This window comes from Nonomuraea sp. KM90 (assembly GCF_052246675.1).
Lineage (GTDB): Bacteria > Actinomycetota > Actinomycetes > Streptosporangiales > Streptosporangiaceae > Nonomuraea.
Genome location: NZ_JBQQCB010000122.1, coordinates 14,574 through 30,626 on the forward strand (window position 1 = coordinate 14,574; position 16,053 = coordinate 30,626).

The window sequence follows — 16,053 nt, forward strand, 5'->3', positions numbered from 1 at the left end:
GTCAGGTGATGCGGATGCCGGTATCGGTGAAGTACGCTCGTTCATGGAAGCGTTTTCACCAGTTCCATCCTGCCCGCCCATCGATAGGAGCTCACTCCGTGCCACGGCGACCCGTCGCGGTCTTCGCCCTCGCCCCCTGGGCGTTCGGCGGCGTCTTCCCCGCCGACCTCCTCACCCGGCTGCGGCAGCTGGTCGACATCGACCCGGCGACGACGTTCACCTCGTTCGACGGACCGGCGGCCGCCGCCGCCCTCGCCGAGGCGGAGATCCTGCTCACCGGCTGGGGCTGCCCGCACATCGACGCCGGCGTGCTGGCCGCCGCGCCCCGGCTGCGCGCCGTCGTGCACGCCGCCGGCACCGTCAAGGCCCGCGTTGATCCCGTCGTGTTCGAGCAGGGGATCGTGGTCTCCTCCGCCGCCGAGGCGAACGCCGTCCCGGTGGCCGACTACACCATGGCCATGCTGGTCCTGGGTGCCAAGCAGGCGTTCAGCCGCGCCCGCCGCTATGCCGCCGCCGTCGAGGGCGCGCCGCGTGACTGGCTGCCCGGCGACGGCACCGGGCTGCACGACTGCACCGTCGGCGTCATCGGCGCCTCCCGCATCGGCCGCCACGTCCTGCGCCGGCTGCGGGCGTACGAGGTCGAGGTGCTGCTCCACGACCCCTACGTGAGCGCCGTCGAGGCCGCGCGGCTGGGCGCCGAGCCCGTGGGCATGGACGACCTCTGCCGCCGCGCCGACCTCGTCACCGTGCACGCACCCGCCCTGCCCGAGACCCGCCACCTGCTCGACGCCCGGCGGCTGGACCTCCTGCCCGAGGGCGCGGTGGTCATCAACACCGCCCGCGGCTCCCTGATCGACACCGACGCGCTGGCCCGGTCGTGCGCCACCGGCCGGATCTCCGCCGTCCTCGACGTCACCGACCCCGAGCCGCTGCCGCCGGGCCACCCGCTCTTCGCCCTGCCCAACGTCCTGATCACCCCGCACCTGGCGGGTGCGCAGGGCCGCGAGACGCGGCGGCTGGGCGAGTTCGCCGTCGCCGAGGTGAGCCGGTTCCTCGGCGGCAGGCCCCTGCTCGGGCAGGTGGAGCTGGAGCAGCTCCCGTACATCGCCTGACGCGGGGCACGGCTCCACAGGCACCGGAACCCGGTCCTCGCCCTGTGCGTAGTCATCGGCTCCAGGGGTTCAGACGGCGAAGAGCAGGGCGGAGCTGATCAGGACGACCACGGCGGTCGCGAAGTGGATGCCGAACGCGACCGCCTTCGTCCCGCCGTTGCGCAGCACGATCAGGGTGTCACCCAGCGGGACCAGCGCGACGACCAGCATGAACCACGCTTCGGCGCGCGCTCCGGCGAAGGCCAGCAGGGCCAGGCCGAGCAGGCCGTAGGCGCCGTCGCGCAAGCCCTTGATCGTCAGATAGGCGGGGTCGCCGTGCTCCTTGGCCGGCACGCCGTAGCCCGCGGCGGAGGCGCGCGGCACCAGCAGGAAACGGGCCCCGATGAACAGGATGAACAGGTTGAGGGCGGCGTACTGGGCCGCGCTGCACGGCCTGGCGACCCTCACGCTCGGCGGCCGGATGCCTCGCGAGCAGCACGACCGGCGGCTCGCCCGCCTCCTGGCCCGCTTCACGAAGTGAGCGAGGTGAAGGAGGTCGATGCCCGCCTGAGCGCTCGTTGATCGCTTTCATCCGGGGACGGCTGGATGGTCTGTTCGGACGGGAGTGATCGGTATACCGTCGGGCGGTACTGGCCCTCCTCCGAACAGTCTCCCCGAGCAGCCTCCCCCGTGCAGCCTCCCCGCAAGGAGTCGAAAGCGTGCGATCCCGGTTACTGGCCGCGCTGGCGGCCGCGATGGCCCTCGTGACGACCCTCGTGACGGCCCTCACCCTGCAAGCCCTTCCCGCCGCCGCCCAGGACGACCTGCTGGACCGGCTCAAGGCCATCCCCGGGCTGACGGTGGTGTCGGAGTCCCAGCCGGCCGGCTACCGGTTCTTCGTCCTGACCTTCACCCAGCCGGCCGACCACCGCTACCCGGCCAAGGGGACCTTCCAGCAGCGGCTCACCCTGCTCCACCGCTCCACCGCGGCGCCGGTCGTCCTCTACACCGGCGGGTACGGCCTGCCGGTGAACCCGACGGCCTCGCGCACGGAGCCGACCCAGCTCCTCGACGGCAACCAGGTCTCCGTCGAGCACCGCTTCTTCCGCACCTCCCGCCCGGCCCCGGCCGACTGGGACGACCTGACCGTCTGGCAGGAGGCGACGGACGAGCACCGGATCGTCCAGGCGCTCAAGACGATCTACTCCGGCAAGTGGATCCAGACGGGCGCGAGCAAGGGCGGCATGACCTCGGTCTACCACCGCCGCTTCTACCCCGGCGACGTGGACGGCGTGGTGGCCTACGTCGCCCCCAACGACCCGGTGAACCCCCTGGACCACCAGTACGACCGGTTCTTCGCCCGCGTCGGCCCCGAGTCCTGCCGGACCGCGCTGGAGAACGTGCAGCGCGAGGCGCTCAAGCGGCGCGACCGGATGGTGGCGCTGCTGGAGGCGGACGCCGCGCGCAACGGCTACACCTTCACCAGGACGCTCGGCAGCGCCGACCGGTCGTTCGAGATGACGATCCTCGACACGGCGTGGGCGTTCTGGCAGTACCTCTCCGTGGCCGACTGCCCCTCCGTGCCGCCCACGACCGCCACGGACGCGGAGCTGTACGCCTGGATCGACGGGGTCGCCTTCTTCGGCTTCTACACCGACCAGGGCCTGGACTACTACTTGCCGTACTACTACCAGGCGGCCACCCAGCTCGGCTGGCCCGACCTCGCCTTCCGGCACCTGCGCGGGCTGACCCGATACCGCGGCCTCTACCAGCCCAACTCGGTGCTGCCCGCCGAGCTGCGCTCCCGGCACGACCCGCGGCCGATGCTCGACGTGGACCGCTGGGTGCGTACCCGGTCGGAGCGCATGCTGTTCGTCTACGGCGAGAACGACCCGTGGAGCGCCGAGCGGTTCACCCCGAGCGGACGCGACTCCTACCTGTACGTCGCGCCCGGATCGAACCACGGGGCCAGCATCGCCCGCCTGACCGAGGCGGACCGCGCGGCGGCGACGGCCACGTTGCGGCGCTGGGCGGAGCCGCCGCTGGCGCAGCGGCTCCCCGAGGCGGCGGACCTGCCCGCCGACGACATGCTCACCGATCGCCGGACCCGCTGAGCCGGGCCAGTGCCGAAGCAGGCGTACCCCAGGACTCCAGCCGCGCACGGATCTCCGCGCGGACGGGAAGGGCCAGCGCGTCCCGGTACGCCTGCTCCAGCAGCGCGCCGATCTCCACCCGCCGGCCCGACCCGGCGGAGCGGACCGCCGCCTCGACCATCGCCAGGCTGAGGAGGTTGCGGGAGATCGCCCCGGACGGCCGCGCGCCCGTGCGCAGCGCCGCGACGAACTCCCGCAGCGCCCCGGCGATCTGCTCGTGCCCGCCGGGCGGCACGTCGGCCGCGTCGCCGGCCGCGTCGCCGGGTGCGTCGCCGGGTGCGGAGGTGACGCGCCGCTCGCCGTCCCAGGTCGCGGTGCCGCCGGGGCCGACGGCCCGCCATTCGCCGTTCCAGGACGTCTCCAGCCCGTCGGCGCACCAGCTCCCGGTGAACACGTAACGGGTGCCGTCGTCGAAGAGGAAGCTCGCCGTGGCCGCCGCGTCGCCCCGGTACCAGCTCCAGGCGGGGTTCCAGCTCTCGCACATGACGGAGACCGGCTCCGCCCCGAGCAGGTAGCGGGCCGCGTCGAAGGCGTGGATGGCCATGTCGACCAGGAGCGGCTGGTCCATCTCGTCCCGGAACCCGCCGAACCGCGGGGCCCGGAAGAAGCCGGTGGTGAGCAGGCCGGGCGGGCCGAGCCGGGCGATCCGGCGGCGGTACTCCGCCAGGGCGGCGTAGTAACGGCGGGACTGGCTGATCATCAGCAGCCGCCCGGCCGCCTCGGCGGCCGCGGCCTGGACGAGCGCCTCGGCCAGGGTCGGCGCGGCCGGCTTCTCGCAGAGGACGGGCACGCCGGCGAAGAGCGCCTCGATGCTGACCTCGCTGTGGGCCGCCGGGATCGTGACGTTCACGACGGCGTCCGGCTCGGTGGCCGTGAGCAGGTCGCCGAGCGAGGCGCCCACCTTGGCGTCGCAGCCGGCATCTCGTACGGCCGCCTCCGCCCGCCCGACGTCGAGGTCGGCCACCCCGACCACCTCGACGTCGCCGGCCGCGGTCAGGGTCCGCAGCCAGGCCAGGCCCATCGAGCCCGCCCCCACCTGCACGACGCGGATCGGCCGCCCGGCAACGGTGGAGTCGCTCACTCGGCGTGCTCCTTGTTGCTCATGGCGCCGCGGTAGCCGTGGCCGTTGAAGAAGTCGCCCGTCTCGTAGCGGAGCAGGGTCGGCAGCTCGCGCCGCGACCGGTCGCCGGCCGCCCACTCGGCCGCGTTGGCGATGACCTGGAGCACGTCGGGGTGGTGGTAGACGGGGTAGTCCTGGTCGCCGGGGCTGAAGTAGAAGATCTTACCGTTGCCGCGCCGGAAGGTGCAGCCGCTGCGGAACACCTCGCCGCCGCTGAAGGAGCTGATGAAGATCAGCTCGTCGGGCTCCGGGATGTCGAACTGCTCGCCGTACATCTCCTGGGCGGGGATCACGATGGGGTGCGGGACGCCGCGCGCGATGGGATGGGTCGGGTTGACCGTCCAGACCAGCTCGCGGTCGTTCTCGCTGCGCCAGCGCAGCGTGCACGTGGTGCCCATGAGCCTGGTGAAGATCTTCGACCAGTGGCCGGAGTGCAGCACCACCAGGCCCATGCCGGACAGCACGTGCCGGTGCACCCGCTCGACCACCTCGTCGGACACCTCCCCGTGGGCGGCGTGCCCCCACCAGGTGAGCACGTCGGTGCTCGCGAGCACCTCCTCGGTCAGGCCGTGCTCGGGGTCGTCGAGCGTGGCCGTGGCGACGGTGGCCCGCGCTCCGAGCCGGGCCTCGATGCCCCGCCGGATGGCGTTGTGCATGCCGTCGGGGTAGATCTCGGCCACCTTGGGCTCGACCTGCTCGTGCCGGTTCTCGCCCCACACCGTGACGTGCAGGGGTCGGGTGCTGTTCATGCGGTCTTCCTTTCCGGAGTCATTTGACGGAACCGCTGACGGCGCTGGCCGTACCTCGGGGGTGCTGGTCAGGGTGAGGGCGAAGAGGAAGTCGCTCCACGCCGACAGGAGTCGGTCAGCGGCGGGAGGACGCCGGAGGCGGAGCTGGAGAGGAGGTTGACGGGGAGGCGCGGTCGCGCGTATCAAAGCGCTTAACCGAGCATACTTGTGAAGTATGTTGCGCTCCTCCAACTGTGATGTCAACAACACGTTAAGAGAATTCGTCGAATACGCTGCGCTATAGTCGCAGTGCTTCGCCAGGTCCCCGGGAGGCGGCACCCATGGTCACGATGCGCGACGTCGCCCAGCGGGCAAACGTCTCCATCGCCACGGTCTCCTTCGTCATCAACGGCACCAAGCGCGTCGCGCCGGAGACCCGGGCCCGCATCGAGGCGGCCATCGAGGAGCTCAACTACCGGCGCAACGTCGTCGCCCGCGCGCTGGCCAGCTCGCGCACCCGCATCCTCGCGCTGCTCCACCCCGACCTGGAGTCCCGGGCCAACGCCACGGTGATCCAGTTCGTCATGGGCGCCGCGCACGGCGCCCGCGAGCGCGGCTACGACCTGGTGCTGTGGCCGGTCAACGACGACGAGCAGATGTCCCACCTGCTCGCGGGCGGTCTCGTCGACGGCGCGCTGCTCATGGAGGTGCAGATCCGCGACTCCCGGGTCGAGCGGCTGCTCGCCTCGCGGGTCCCGTTCGCGCTGATCGGCCGGACCGAGGACGACGACCTGCCGTACGTCGACATCGATTTCGCCACCACGATCGACCAGGCGGTCGCCCACCTCCGCTCGTTCGGCCACGAGCGCATCGCGCTGGTCACCCAGGTGACGAAGGGAAACGAGCCCGGCCGGATCAGGCGGGTCGAATCCGCCTACCTCGCCGCGATCGCGCCACTCGGCGGGCCGCCCGCGGTCATCGCGGTGGAGGGCACGTCGGCCGGCGGGCGGGAGGCCGCCCGCGTGCTCGGCGCGGAGTTCCAGGAGGCGACGGCCGTCATCCTGGTCAACGAGGGCGCCTCGGCGGGGCTGGTCAAGGGGGTGCGGGCGCTCGGCCGGTCGATCCCGGACGACCTGTCCGTCATCTCGGCGGCGACCACGCGCGAGCTCGGCGAGATGATCGAGCCGGCCCTGACCGTCATGGCCGCGCCGGCCCCGCGGCTCGGCCGCCTCGCCGCGGACGCGCTGATCGACCAGCTCGAAGGCGTCCAGGACGCGCCCCCGCACCTGCTCATCCCCTGCACGCTCGTGCCGGGCCAGTCGGTCGGCCCCGCGCGCCGCTGACTGTCGGATACGTCCGATTTGTAACCCACTTGGTCCTGTCTCGTGACAGATGACCAGAATGAGGAGACATTTTCTGTTCCCTTCAGCCACTCCATGCTCAACGTTCACTCGCGCGCTCCAATGTGTCCGCGCTAGGGCAAGCCGCCTGATCGGTTGCTCAGAACGTTCGAGAAGGGACTGCACCCGATGCAGCCATTGGCATCACGGAAATCACTGGGTGGCTTACGGAAACGGGGACGGCTCGCCACGGCCGGCGTGCTCGCGGCGTTGCTCGTGAGCAGTCTCGTGACGGCGGCGTACGCCGATCCCGCCCCCGGCGAGCAGGAGCGGGGACGGCCCACCCCGACCCCGACCGGCACCCAGAGCCCGCCGACGCTCACCCCCGCGAGCGGTTCGTACCTCGAGGGGACGGTGAAGGCCGCCGCGGTCCCGACCGCGGCCGGTGACAGCGTCACGAAGCTCGCCATCGACGACACCGCGCTGAACGCCACCCGTACGGTCGGCGTCTCCAGGCTCAGCTTCGACGTCGGCTCCAACTCCACTGAGGCGCAGTACCACAGCTACGTGCTGGTCAACGGCGCCTACAAGAGCGAGATCGGCAACTTCGTCAACCAGCGGGCGACCATCGAGGTCCCGAACGAGCACCTCGTCAAGGGCGAGAACACCGTCGAGATCGTCGTCGGTGCGATCCAGTCGTCGTGCGGCACCAACTACGACGACTTCGTGCTGTCCGACGTGGGCCTCGAACTGCTCGGCGAGGTCGCGGACGGTGAGGACAACCCGTACACGTTCTCGTTCGGTGACGGCAGCTGCGGCACGAACACCTCGCTGCTGAAGCGCGCCACGCTCAAGTTCTTCACCCTGGGCGACCCGCAGGGCACCACGGGCCTGGCCGCGGACGTGGACACCACGACGCTGGCCAACGGCGAGCACGTCCTCAGCGCCACGACCGCGGCCGGCGTGACCGTCAAGAACACCGTGACCGTGAACAACGCCCCGGCCGGGGCGCCGCGGCTGCTCCCGACGGACGGCACGCTGGTGGCCGGCACCAAGCCGGTCTTCGCGACGGTCCCGGCGAGCGGCGAGGGCGGCGTCAAGTCGCTCACCGTGGACGGCGAGAAGCCGGTCACGAAGGCCACGCTGGGCAACGGCGCCGCGATGTTCGCCTTCGACGTGGGCGCGGACTCGGTGGACGACAAGTTCGACAACTTCCTGCTGGTCAACGGCAAGCGCATCGACCTGGGCGGCACCTGGGCGAGCGGGCGCGCGACGGTCGCGGTGCCGGCCAGGTTCCTGGTGCCCGGCGACAACACGATCAAGGTCGTCACCGGGGACTACAAGGAGACCTGCGGCAACAACCGCGACGACTTCGTGATCTCGAACCTCGGCCTCACCCTCGACGGCGCCACCGTGACGGGCCAGGACATCAAGCCGTCGTACGAGATGGGCGACGGCACCTGCGGCAGCAGCCAGACCGCCCTGCGCGAGGCCGAGCTGCGCTACACGATCGACGCCCCGGCGGTGCACGTCGCCGAGACGCTCGGCTCGGGCGAGGCCAAGCTCGGCTTCAACGTGGGCAGCAACTCGATCGAGGCGCGCTACCAGAACTTCGTGCTGGTCAACGGCCAGAAGGTCGTGCTGGACGGCGACTTCGTGAGCAAGCGCGTCGACCTCACGATCCCGAACGAGTTGCTGGTGCCCGGCTGGAACACGATCGACTTCGTGGCCGGCACCTTCCCGACGTCGTGCGGCAACAACCGCGACGACTTCACGATCTCGAACATCACCCTCACCCCGGCCCAGGGCACGGCCACCGGCCAGATGCTCAAGGCGTCGTACGGCATGGGCGACGGCAACTGCGGCGACACGGTGAACCCGCTGACCGAGATAGACCTGGAGTTCCTCGTGGACGCGCCGGCCCGGGGCCTGCGCGCCGACCTCGACACCACGGCCGTCAAGGACGGCAAGCACACCATCGCCGCCACGTCGAGCACGGGCGAGGTCGCCACCCGCCTGCTGCTCACCGACAACTCGGCGCCGAAGGTCGCCAAGAGCGTCCCCGCCGCGGACGAGAAGATCACCGCCTCCGTCGTGCTGGACGTCAAGCTGGAGGACGCCTCCGGCGTCGTGTCCGGGCCGGACGTCAAGCTCGACGGCCGGCCGATCGAGCTGGGCGTCCCGGTGGGCCCCGGGCTCAAGGCGGGCACGCACACCCTGACGGTGACCGGCGCGGACGGGCTCGGGAACGCCACGACCCACGAGATCGTGTTCGAGTCCGCGGGCATCCCGGACGTCCCCGCCGAGCTGACCCCCGCCCTGGGGGCCGTGGACGTCTCGGACCCGGCCACGCTCTCGGCGAAGGTGTCCGAGCCCGACGGCGGCCAGGTGACGGCGACGTTCTCGCAGGCCGAGATCCTGACCCCGAACCAGGCGTACCAGGGCACGGCCAAGTCCCTCCCGACGACCCTGCGGGTCCCGGGGGAGCGGCGGGCCAGGACGGACGCGCTGGAGCCCGCCGACAGCCGGACGCTCGACGCGCCCGCCGGGCAGGACCTCGTCTACCAGCGCTTCGACGTCCAGGTGAAGGGTCACGTGGACGCCCCGGTGCTGCGCTGGGAGGGCGCCGTCGACCCCGAGCGCCTGGCGTCCCTGCGGGTGTGGAACACGAAGTCCAAGGCGTGGGACCTGCTCACCAGCGGCCGCGGCGCCGCCGAGGGCAAGACCGTGCTCACGGCCGTCGTGGACCGCGACTACATCGACGGACAGCAGGTCCACGTCATGGTGACGGGCGAGGACCCGTTCGCCGACGACATCGAGCCGGGTGACCCGAACGGCTTCGCCGACCCCGCCACGTACGACTTCTCGATCGTGCACTTCACCGACACGCAGTACCTCTCCGAGGGCGCGGTCGAGCAGGAGACGGCCGAGGAGCGCGCGGTGTGGGAGTCGGCCTACGCCGGCGTCGTCAACTGGATCAGCGCCAACAAGGACCAGCGCAAGATCTCCTACGTCGCCCACACCGGCGACATCATCGAGAACAACATCCGCAAGCCCGCCGACGAGGCCATGCAGCGGCAGGTCACCGGCGAGTTCGAGGTGTCGTCGAAGCAGCAGCGCGTGCTGGACGACGCGGGCATCCCGAACGGCGTGATCGCCGGCAACCACGACAACCAGTCGGGCACCGAGAACGGGCCGGAGGCGATCTACAACAAGTACTACGGCCCCACCCGCTACCAGGACGTGTCGCAGGGCTGGCAGCACGCCAAGTACGGCGGCCCGTGGAAGGAGGGCGACAACCAGAACCACTACGACCTGTTCTCCGCGGGCGGGCTGGACTTCGTCGTGGTCGGCCTGTCGTACGGGGTGACGCGGGAGGAGGCCGAATGGGCCGACTCCGTCTTCAAGAAGTTCCCCAACCGCAACGGCATCCTGCTCTCGCACGACTACCTCGTGCCGAGCACGAACCCCGACGGGCGCGGCGCCGGTTTCTCCGCCCCCGACGGGTCGATGTTGTACAAGACGGTGGTCGAGAAGAACCCGAACGTCTTCCTCATCCTCGCCGGCCACGAGCACGGCGTGGGGACCAACGTGAAGCCCAAGGTGGGCCAGGTCGGCAACGGTGTCGTCGAGCTGCTGGCGGACTACCAGTTCTACACGGTGTCGGCCGACCGGCTCGGGCTCACCGAGATCGGCGGCTACCGGCCGGAGGACCAGCTCCAGTTCGGCGCGAGCTTCTTCCGGCTGCTGCAGTTCGACGTCAAGCGGGCGGAGCTGAGCGTGGACACCTACTCGCCGCTGCTCGACGACTTCGGCGCCAACGAGTACGACCCGGCACGCCGGTACAACGGCCTCGAGGACAACATGGTGCTGCCGGTCGACCTCACCTCCCGTACGACGACGCTGCAGACCGACTCGCTCGCGCTCTACAAGCCGACCCGGACCATCGGTAGGAGCAAGGTCGCGTCGGGCCAGGTCGCCTCGGTGACCTGGGACCGCCTCAAGGACGACACGGCCTACGCCTGGTTCGTCACGGCGCGCTCCGCGGGCGGCGGCGTGACCGCCTCCGAGCCGAGCGTCTTCGTCACCAAGGACGAGCACGGCCGCCCCGGCACGTGGGGCCCGGACTCGCCCATGCACCGCTGGTTCAACCGCTAGCCGGCCAATCGCCGCCCCGGGCACGGGCCCGGGGCGGCCTTCCCCCTGGAGAACCGAGACATGCACCGGCTGCCCGCCGTCGTTCTCACCCTCGTCCTGGCCGCCGGGCTGGCCGGCCTGACGCGTCCCGCCCCGGCGGCGGCGCACGACGCGACCACGACCGCCCACGCCACGGTCACCGGCACCGGCACCGGCACCGGCACCGGCACCGGCACGGGCGTCAAGGTCGTGCTCGACCTCGAGTACGACCTGCTCATGAAGTCGGCCTGGCTGTACGCGGAGGCGTACGAGGCCGAGGAGCGGGCCGAGCAGCTGCGCCAGCTGGAGCTCAACCGCGACGCCGTGCTCGATTACGTCACCCGCCGCTTCGCCGTGGCGTACGACGACCGGCCCTGCGCGCCCACGATGGCGGGCGCCGCGGACGTGCGCCCGCGCGGCAAGGCCGCCTTCGCGGTGCTGACCCTCGACTACGCCTGCCCGGGCGAGCCCGGGGGCACCCACGCCATCTCCAGCGCGCTGTTTCCCGACGCCGAGACGTTCGTCCACAGCACCGAGACGCTCGTCCGCTACGAGCTCGACGGGGAGAAGGGCTCGGCCGTCCTGGTCGCCCAGAGCCCCACGTTGCGGGTCGGCGAGCGCCAGGCCGCGAGCCAGGTCGGGGAGTTCTTCGTGCTCGGCGCCGAGCACCTGCTGTTCGGCCTCGACCACGTCCTGTTCCTGCTGGCGCTGCTCATCGGCGCGCGCCGCCCGCGCGACGTCGTCATCACGGCCTCCGCCTTCACCGCCGCCCACAGCATCACGTTCCTCCTGGCCGCCATGGGGGTCGTGGACGTGCCCGGCGAGATCGTCGAGCCGGTCATCGCGGCGTCGATCGTCGTCGTGGCACTGGCGAACCTGCTGGGCCGGGAGGAGGACCGGCTGGGCAGGTGGCGGCTGCCGATCGTCTTCGCCTTCGGCCTGGTGCACGGCCTGGGCTTCGCCGGCGCGCTGGACATCGACCGGAGCGGGTCGTGGGAGCTGCTGCTGTCGCTGCTGAGCTTCAACGTCGGCATCGAGGTGACCCAGCTCGCGATCATCGCCGTGCTCTTCCCGCTGCTGGTGCTGCTGCGCCGGACGTCATGGTCGCGCTGGGCGGTGGTCGCGCTGTCGATCCCGATCGTGGCGGTCAGCGTGTACTGGTTCCTGGACCGCGTCCCGCTGCCGCTCTGACGGGGCAGGCTCAGTCCAGGACCCTGGTCAGGGCCTCCTGCACGGAGGCGCGGACGGTGACGGGGTCGTCGAGGTCGAAGCCGACCACGAGCCCGTCGCGCAGCAGCATGAGGATGTCGGCCACCCGCTCCGCGTCGGGGCGGCCGTCGCCGGCCAGCAGGTCGCGGTACAGCTCGCGGTTCCAGCGGCGGTGCTCGGCGATGGCTTGGCGGACCGGATGGGCCGGATCGGGATATTCGGCCGCGGTGTTGACGAAGGGGCAGCCCCGGTAGCCGGGGCCCGCGCCGAACTCGCACATGTAGGCGAAGATGCCGCGCAGCCTCTCGTACGGCGACTCATCGCGCATCGCCGCGACCATCGCGCGCTGCCGGGACGACTGCATGGTCACGAACGCGCGGACGAGCTCGTCCTTGCTCGGGAAATGGTGGTAGAAGGTCGCCTTGGCGACGCCCGCCTCCGCGATGATCCGGTCGATCCCGACCGAGTGGACACCCTCCGCGTAGAACAGGCGCTGCGCCGTTTCGAGGACCCGGTCACGCGCCGGGCTCCGGCGGCCGCCCTCCAACGTTTCTGCGCTCACAGGTTGACGATACCAGACAGGTCTGTCTACTATCGGTTCAACGACGGACAGACAGGTCTGTCTACCTAGGAGAGGCCATCACATGAGCATCTACACCGCCATCGCCACCTCCGCCGGTCGCGACCGCCGCGCCGTCTCCTCGGACGGGAAGCTGGACGTCCAGCTGGCCCTGCAGAAGGAGCTGGGCGGCGACGGCGAGGGCACCAACCCCGAGCAGCTCTTCGCCGCCGGCTACTCCGCCTGCTTCGCCTCGGCGATGCGGCTGGTGGCGGGGCAGCAGAAGATCGACGTCTCCGAGGCGTCGGTCACGGCCGAGGTCGGCCTGTCGCCCAACGGCAAGGGCGGCTTCCAGCTCGACGTGACGCTCCGGGTCGAGCTGCCCGACGGCATCGCGCCGGAGGCGGCCCGCGAGCTCGTCGAGGCCACCCACCAGGTGTGCCCCTACTCCAACGCCACCCGCGGCAACATCCCGGTCAACCTCGTCATCGAGTAGCCGCAGCCAGCTCCTTAACCGCATTTGTCGAGGAATCTCCCGAAGTTGGCCGCCAACGCCCCGGCTGTGATCTTCTGGTCGGCGGGGGAGGCGTGTGAGCACACGGTTGGGCCGGTCGCTGCGGACACGGCTGGCGCTGTTCGCCAGCATCGCGATGTTGCTGCTGAACATCGTCGTCAGCGCGTTCGTGCTGTACGGCGTGCGCAACGAGGTGGCCGACATCCGGGCGCACGAGGTGTCCGGCAAGGCCGTGCGCGTGCTGCTCATGGTCAAGCGCAAGAGGCTGCCTCAGGTGCTGGAGGCCGGCGGGCTCGACGGCATCCAGGTGGTCGATCCGAGCGGGCGGCCGGTCGCCTGGACCCGGAACCTGGCCGGCTACCCCCGCCTGACCACGATGATCCCCCACAAGGACCAGGCCAACGACGCCGCGACGCTCTGCGACCTGCCGGCCTTCCCCCGCCGGTGCGAGATGGTGGTGGCCCTCGTCGCGTACGAGCCGGACGGCGAGTGGGTCATCTACTCCTTCTCCCCGGCGGTGCCCTGGTACATCGCCGCCGAGGTCCTGCTGTTCCAGGCCGGCGTGACGACGGTGCTGGTATTGCTGACCTGGTTCGGGGTGTCACGGGTCGTGGCCAGGACGCTCGCGCCCGTCAGCAGCATCACCAGGCGGCTGGCCGAGATCGCCGCCGGCGGCGGCGGGATGCGCGTGCCCGTCCCGACCAACGACGACGAGATCAGGGCCCTGGCCGAGACCAGCAACCAGACGCTGCAACGGCTGGAGACGGCGCTGGAGCAGCAGACGATGGCGATGGAGCGGCAGCGCAGGTTCGCCGGCGACGCCTCGCACGACCTGCGCAGCCCGATCACCGCGATGCGCGCCCAGGTCGAGGACGCCCTGCTGCACCCCGAGGACGTCGACTGGCGGGAGACCTGCCACGAGGTGCTGGCCAGCCTGGACCGGCTGCAGGCCATCGTCGCGGACCTGCTCATGCTGACCAAGCTCGACTCCGGCGCCCCCGACAACCGCGAGCCCATGGACCTGGGCGACCTGGCCGCCGAGGAGACCGCCAGGCCGCGCGCCAAGCAGATCATCACCACGCTGGAGACGGGTGTGATCGTCTACGGTGACCGGCTGCAGCTGGCCCGCCTGCTGACGAACCTGCTGGACAACGCCGAGCGGCACGCCGAGTCGCAGATCATCGTGACCCTGCGGCGGCAGGGGGGCGAGGCCGTGCTGGAGGTCGTCGACGACGGCGCCGGCATCGCCCCCGACCAGCGCGAGGTCGTCTTCGAGCGCTTCACCCGCCTGGACGCCTCGCGCAGCCGCGACGTGGGCGGCACCGGGCTCGGCCTGCCCATCGCCCGCGAGATCGCGACGGCTCATCTGGGCACGCTGACCATCGAGGACTCCGACTCCGGCGCCCGGTTCGTCCTGCGGCTACCGCTCGAGGAGGAATGAGCCGCCCGGCTCAGCGGGGAAGGTAGGCATACCAGCCGCCTCGGCGCACCCCCGGCAGCCGGCCCTTGTCCCAGCTCCGGAGGAACGGCGCCGGGTTCGACCGGCCCTTGTCCACGGCGACCACCCGCTTGCCGGCGCTCCCGGCGTCGATGAGCGCGGCCGGGACCTGCGGCTCCCGCGGCCAGCGCAGGACCGTGTGGGCCTCGCAGCCCATCCGGTAGGCGATCATCACCGCGTGCTCGCCGTACACGAGGCACGGCGGGCGCACGTCCATGGCCGTCAGCGCCCGGGCCACCTCGATGTCGGCCTGCCGCTTGGGGAGCCGGTTGGCGACGACCTTGCCGAGCGTGACGCCCTGCAGGGCGAACTGGGCGAGCAGGCCGGCGGCGACGAGGCCGGCGCCGGCCCGGCGCGTCCGTGCCAGGCCGGCGGCGGCGTGCGCGACCGGGAAGGCCAGCAGCGCGTACGCGGGCAGCAGGAAGCGCGGCGCCGCGTAGCCGACCAGGAAGAAGTACGGCACCGCCAGGGCCAGGCCGCAGGCGGTCGCCAGCGCGCACTCGGCCAGGCGGCCCCGGCGCCGCGCCACGTACAGGCCGAGCAGGACGAGGGCGGGGATCGCCAGCCACCAGAGCAGCCAGGGCGTCACGACGGGCCCGCAGTGCGCGGGCGGGCGGCAGAGCAGCGGCCCGTTGAGCGCGCGGGCGTGCTCGGGCACCGAGAAGTGCAGGCCGGTCTCGTTCGCCGCCCCGGCGGCCTGCCAGCGGGCGGCCAGGCCGCCGAACCGGACGAACGCCTCGACGATCCAGTCGGCCCAGCCCGCGACCAGGCCCGCCGCGAGCGCGAACCCGGAACTGACATGTCGCCACGCGGGCCTGGCAAGCGCGAGCGCGAGCGGCAGGACGAGCCAGATGCTGTCCGGCGGGCGCAGCAGGCCCACGGCGGCCACGCTCAGCGCCAGCCCCACCGCCGGGCCGGGCCCGCTGCCCGGCCGCACGCAGCGCAGGAAGAACCCGGCGGCGGCCACCGCGCCGAACGCCACCCACAGGTTCGGCATGGCCTCGTTCCCGTAGAACAGTGCCAGCCACGAGGAGGCGAACAGCAGGGCGGCGAGGGGCACCGTCGCGCCGGGGCGCACCCGCAGCCAGGTGCCGAACGACGCGTACAGGCCCAGCGCCGACAGCACGCACAGATAGACCCGCAGCGCCTCGGTGGACGAGGTGACCAGCATCAGCGGCGCGACCAGCAGGGTGATCCCCCTGGCCCGCGGCGCGATGAACTCGGCCGCCGGCCCGCGCGGGTCGACCTGGCTGACGTAGACGACCTCGTCCCAGCCCAGGCCCATCCCGGGCGTGACCATGACGAGCTGGGCGATCCCGTAGCAGAGCGCGACCAGGAGCAGCGGCGCCCGCGACGTTCGGAGTGATGTGCTCAGTCCCACCGGCCTGTTCTTAGCGTCCGGCCCGCCGACGGCGGGGCCATATCGACAAGTGCTGCCGGAACCCATGCCCGGCCATGGCACGAACCGGATTCAGCGGTTGAGCGCCAGGCTGCTCACCGGGTGCTCGCCCTCGGTCTGCAGCCGGTATTCGTGGCCCGACTTGGCGCGGTTGTCGTCGATGACCCGCTCGGAGGGTGCCTTGTCGCCGCCCATCAGCGCTTCCTGCATCTTCTCGAACCGCTCGTGGGCCTCCTGCACGTAGCCGGTGCCCAGGGTGGTGTAGT

12 protein-coding genes and 1 pseudogene are annotated in these 16,053 nt (G+C 71.6%); 7 read left to right on the forward strand and 6 right to left on the reverse strand.

Features of this window, described 5'->3' with window-relative positions; all coding sequences use genetic code 11:
- The first annotated feature begins 98 nt into the window (after positions 1-98).
- Positions 99-1,112, forward strand: coding sequence for a hydroxyacid dehydrogenase (locus tag ACTWPW_RS52355; protein WP_443173341.1), 1,014 nt, complete (start codon positions 99-101; stop codon positions 1,110-1,112).
- Positions 1,113-1,181: 69 nt separating this feature from the next.
- Here the strand turns inward: ACTWPW_RS52355 and ACTWPW_RS52360 are convergent, their stop codons facing one another.
- Positions 1,182-1,559 (reverse strand): DUF4267 domain-containing protein, encoded by a 378-nt coding sequence (locus ACTWPW_RS52360; RefSeq protein ID WP_443173342.1) that lies wholly within the window; start codon positions 1,557-1,559, stop codon positions 1,182-1,184.
- A gap of 251 nt (positions 1,560-1,810) precedes the next feature.
- On the opposite strand from ACTWPW_RS52360, the gene ACTWPW_RS52365 reads away from it, so the two are divergent.
- Complete coding sequence (locus tag ACTWPW_RS52365) at positions 1,811-3,205, forward strand: S28 family serine protease (protein WP_375116079.1); 1,395 nt, start codon at positions 1,811-1,813, stop codon at positions 3,203-3,205.
- Here the strand turns inward: ACTWPW_RS52365 and ACTWPW_RS52370 are convergent.
- Both ACTWPW_RS52370 and ACTWPW_RS52375 read right to left on the reverse strand, forming a co-directional pair.
- On the reverse strand, positions 3,183-4,325 hold the full coding sequence (locus ACTWPW_RS52370; protein ID WP_443173343.1) for a Gfo/Idh/MocA family protein: 1,143 nt from the start codon (positions 4,323-4,325) through the stop codon (positions 3,183-3,185). The genes ACTWPW_RS52365 and ACTWPW_RS52370 overlap by 23 nt on opposite strands.
- Positions 4,322-5,113 (reverse strand): ThuA domain-containing protein, encoded by a 792-nt coding sequence (locus ACTWPW_RS52375; RefSeq protein WP_375116081.1) that lies wholly within the window; start codon positions 5,111-5,113, stop codon positions 4,322-4,324. Before ACTWPW_RS52375 ends, ACTWPW_RS52370 begins: the two co-directional genes overlap by 4 nt.
- Positions 5,114-5,433: 320 nt before the next feature.
- On the opposite strand from ACTWPW_RS52375, the gene ACTWPW_RS52380 reads away from it, so the two are divergent.
- The 3 genes from ACTWPW_RS52380 to ACTWPW_RS52390 all read left to right on the forward strand — a co-directional run bounded on the left by ACTWPW_RS52380 (position 5,434) and on the right by ACTWPW_RS52390 (position 11,799).
- Entirely contained in the window at positions 5,434-6,435 is a 1,002-nt protein-coding gene (locus ACTWPW_RS52380) for a LacI family DNA-binding transcriptional regulator (protein ID WP_443173344.1), read from the forward strand.
- A 273-nt stretch (positions 6,436-6,708) separates the two neighbouring features.
- Complete coding sequence (locus ACTWPW_RS52385; RefSeq protein WP_443173345.1) at positions 6,709-10,590, forward strand: metallophosphoesterase; 3,882 nt, start codon at positions 6,709-6,711, stop codon at positions 10,588-10,590.
- A gap of 60 nt (positions 10,591-10,650) precedes the next feature.
- A complete protein-coding gene (locus ACTWPW_RS52390) occupies positions 10,651-11,799 on the forward strand; it encodes a HupE/UreJ family protein (protein WP_443173346.1) in 1,149 nt (382 codons plus the stop codon).
- A gap of 10 nt (positions 11,800-11,809) precedes the next feature.
- On the opposite strand, the gene ACTWPW_RS52395 is transcribed toward ACTWPW_RS52390, so the two are convergent.
- Positions 11,810-12,379: a TetR/AcrR family transcriptional regulator gene (locus ACTWPW_RS52395; protein ID WP_443173347.1), complete on the reverse strand. Its 570-nt coding sequence runs from the start codon at positions 12,377-12,379 to the stop codon at positions 11,810-11,812.
- 82 nt (positions 12,380-12,461) lie between these two features.
- Here ACTWPW_RS52395 and ACTWPW_RS52400 point away from each other — a divergent pair, with 82 nt between their 5' ends.
- Positions 12,462-12,872: an organic hydroperoxide resistance protein gene (locus tag ACTWPW_RS52400; RefSeq protein ID WP_375116087.1), complete on the forward strand. Its 411-nt coding sequence runs from the start codon at positions 12,462-12,464 to the stop codon at positions 12,870-12,872.
- 94 nt (positions 12,873-12,966) lie between these two features.
- Entirely contained in the window at positions 12,967-14,331 is a 1,365-nt protein-coding gene (locus ACTWPW_RS52405; RefSeq protein ID WP_443173348.1) for a sensor histidine kinase, read from the forward strand.
- Positions 14,332-14,341: 10 nt separating this feature from the next.
- On the opposite strand, the gene ACTWPW_RS52410 is transcribed toward ACTWPW_RS52405, so the two are convergent.
- Entirely contained in the window at positions 14,342-15,769 is a 1,428-nt protein-coding gene (locus ACTWPW_RS52410) for a hypothetical protein (RefSeq protein ID WP_443173349.1), read from the reverse strand.
- A gap of 90 nt (positions 15,770-15,859) precedes the next feature.
- Positions 15,860-16,053: pseudogene (locus ACTWPW_RS52415) on the reverse strand (hypothetical protein); the annotation flags it as partial.

Bases quoted from the DNA above. Each gene is read 5' to 3' on its own strand.
- ACTWPW_RS52375 (WP_375116081.1), bottom strand. From the start codon at position 5,113: ATGAACAGCACCCGACCCCTGCACGTCACGGTGTGGGGCGAGAACCGG.
- ACTWPW_RS52380 (WP_443173344.1), top strand. From the start codon at position 5,434: ATGGTCACGATGCGCGACGTCGCCCAGCGGGCAAACGTCTCCATCGCC.
- ACTWPW_RS52390 (WP_443173346.1), top strand. From the start codon at position 10,651: ATGCACCGGCTGCCCGCCGTCGTTCTCACCCTCGTCCTGGCCGCCGGG.
- ACTWPW_RS52400 (WP_375116087.1), top strand. From the start codon at position 12,462: ATGAGCATCTACACCGCCATCGCCACCTCCGCCGGTCGCGACCGCCGC.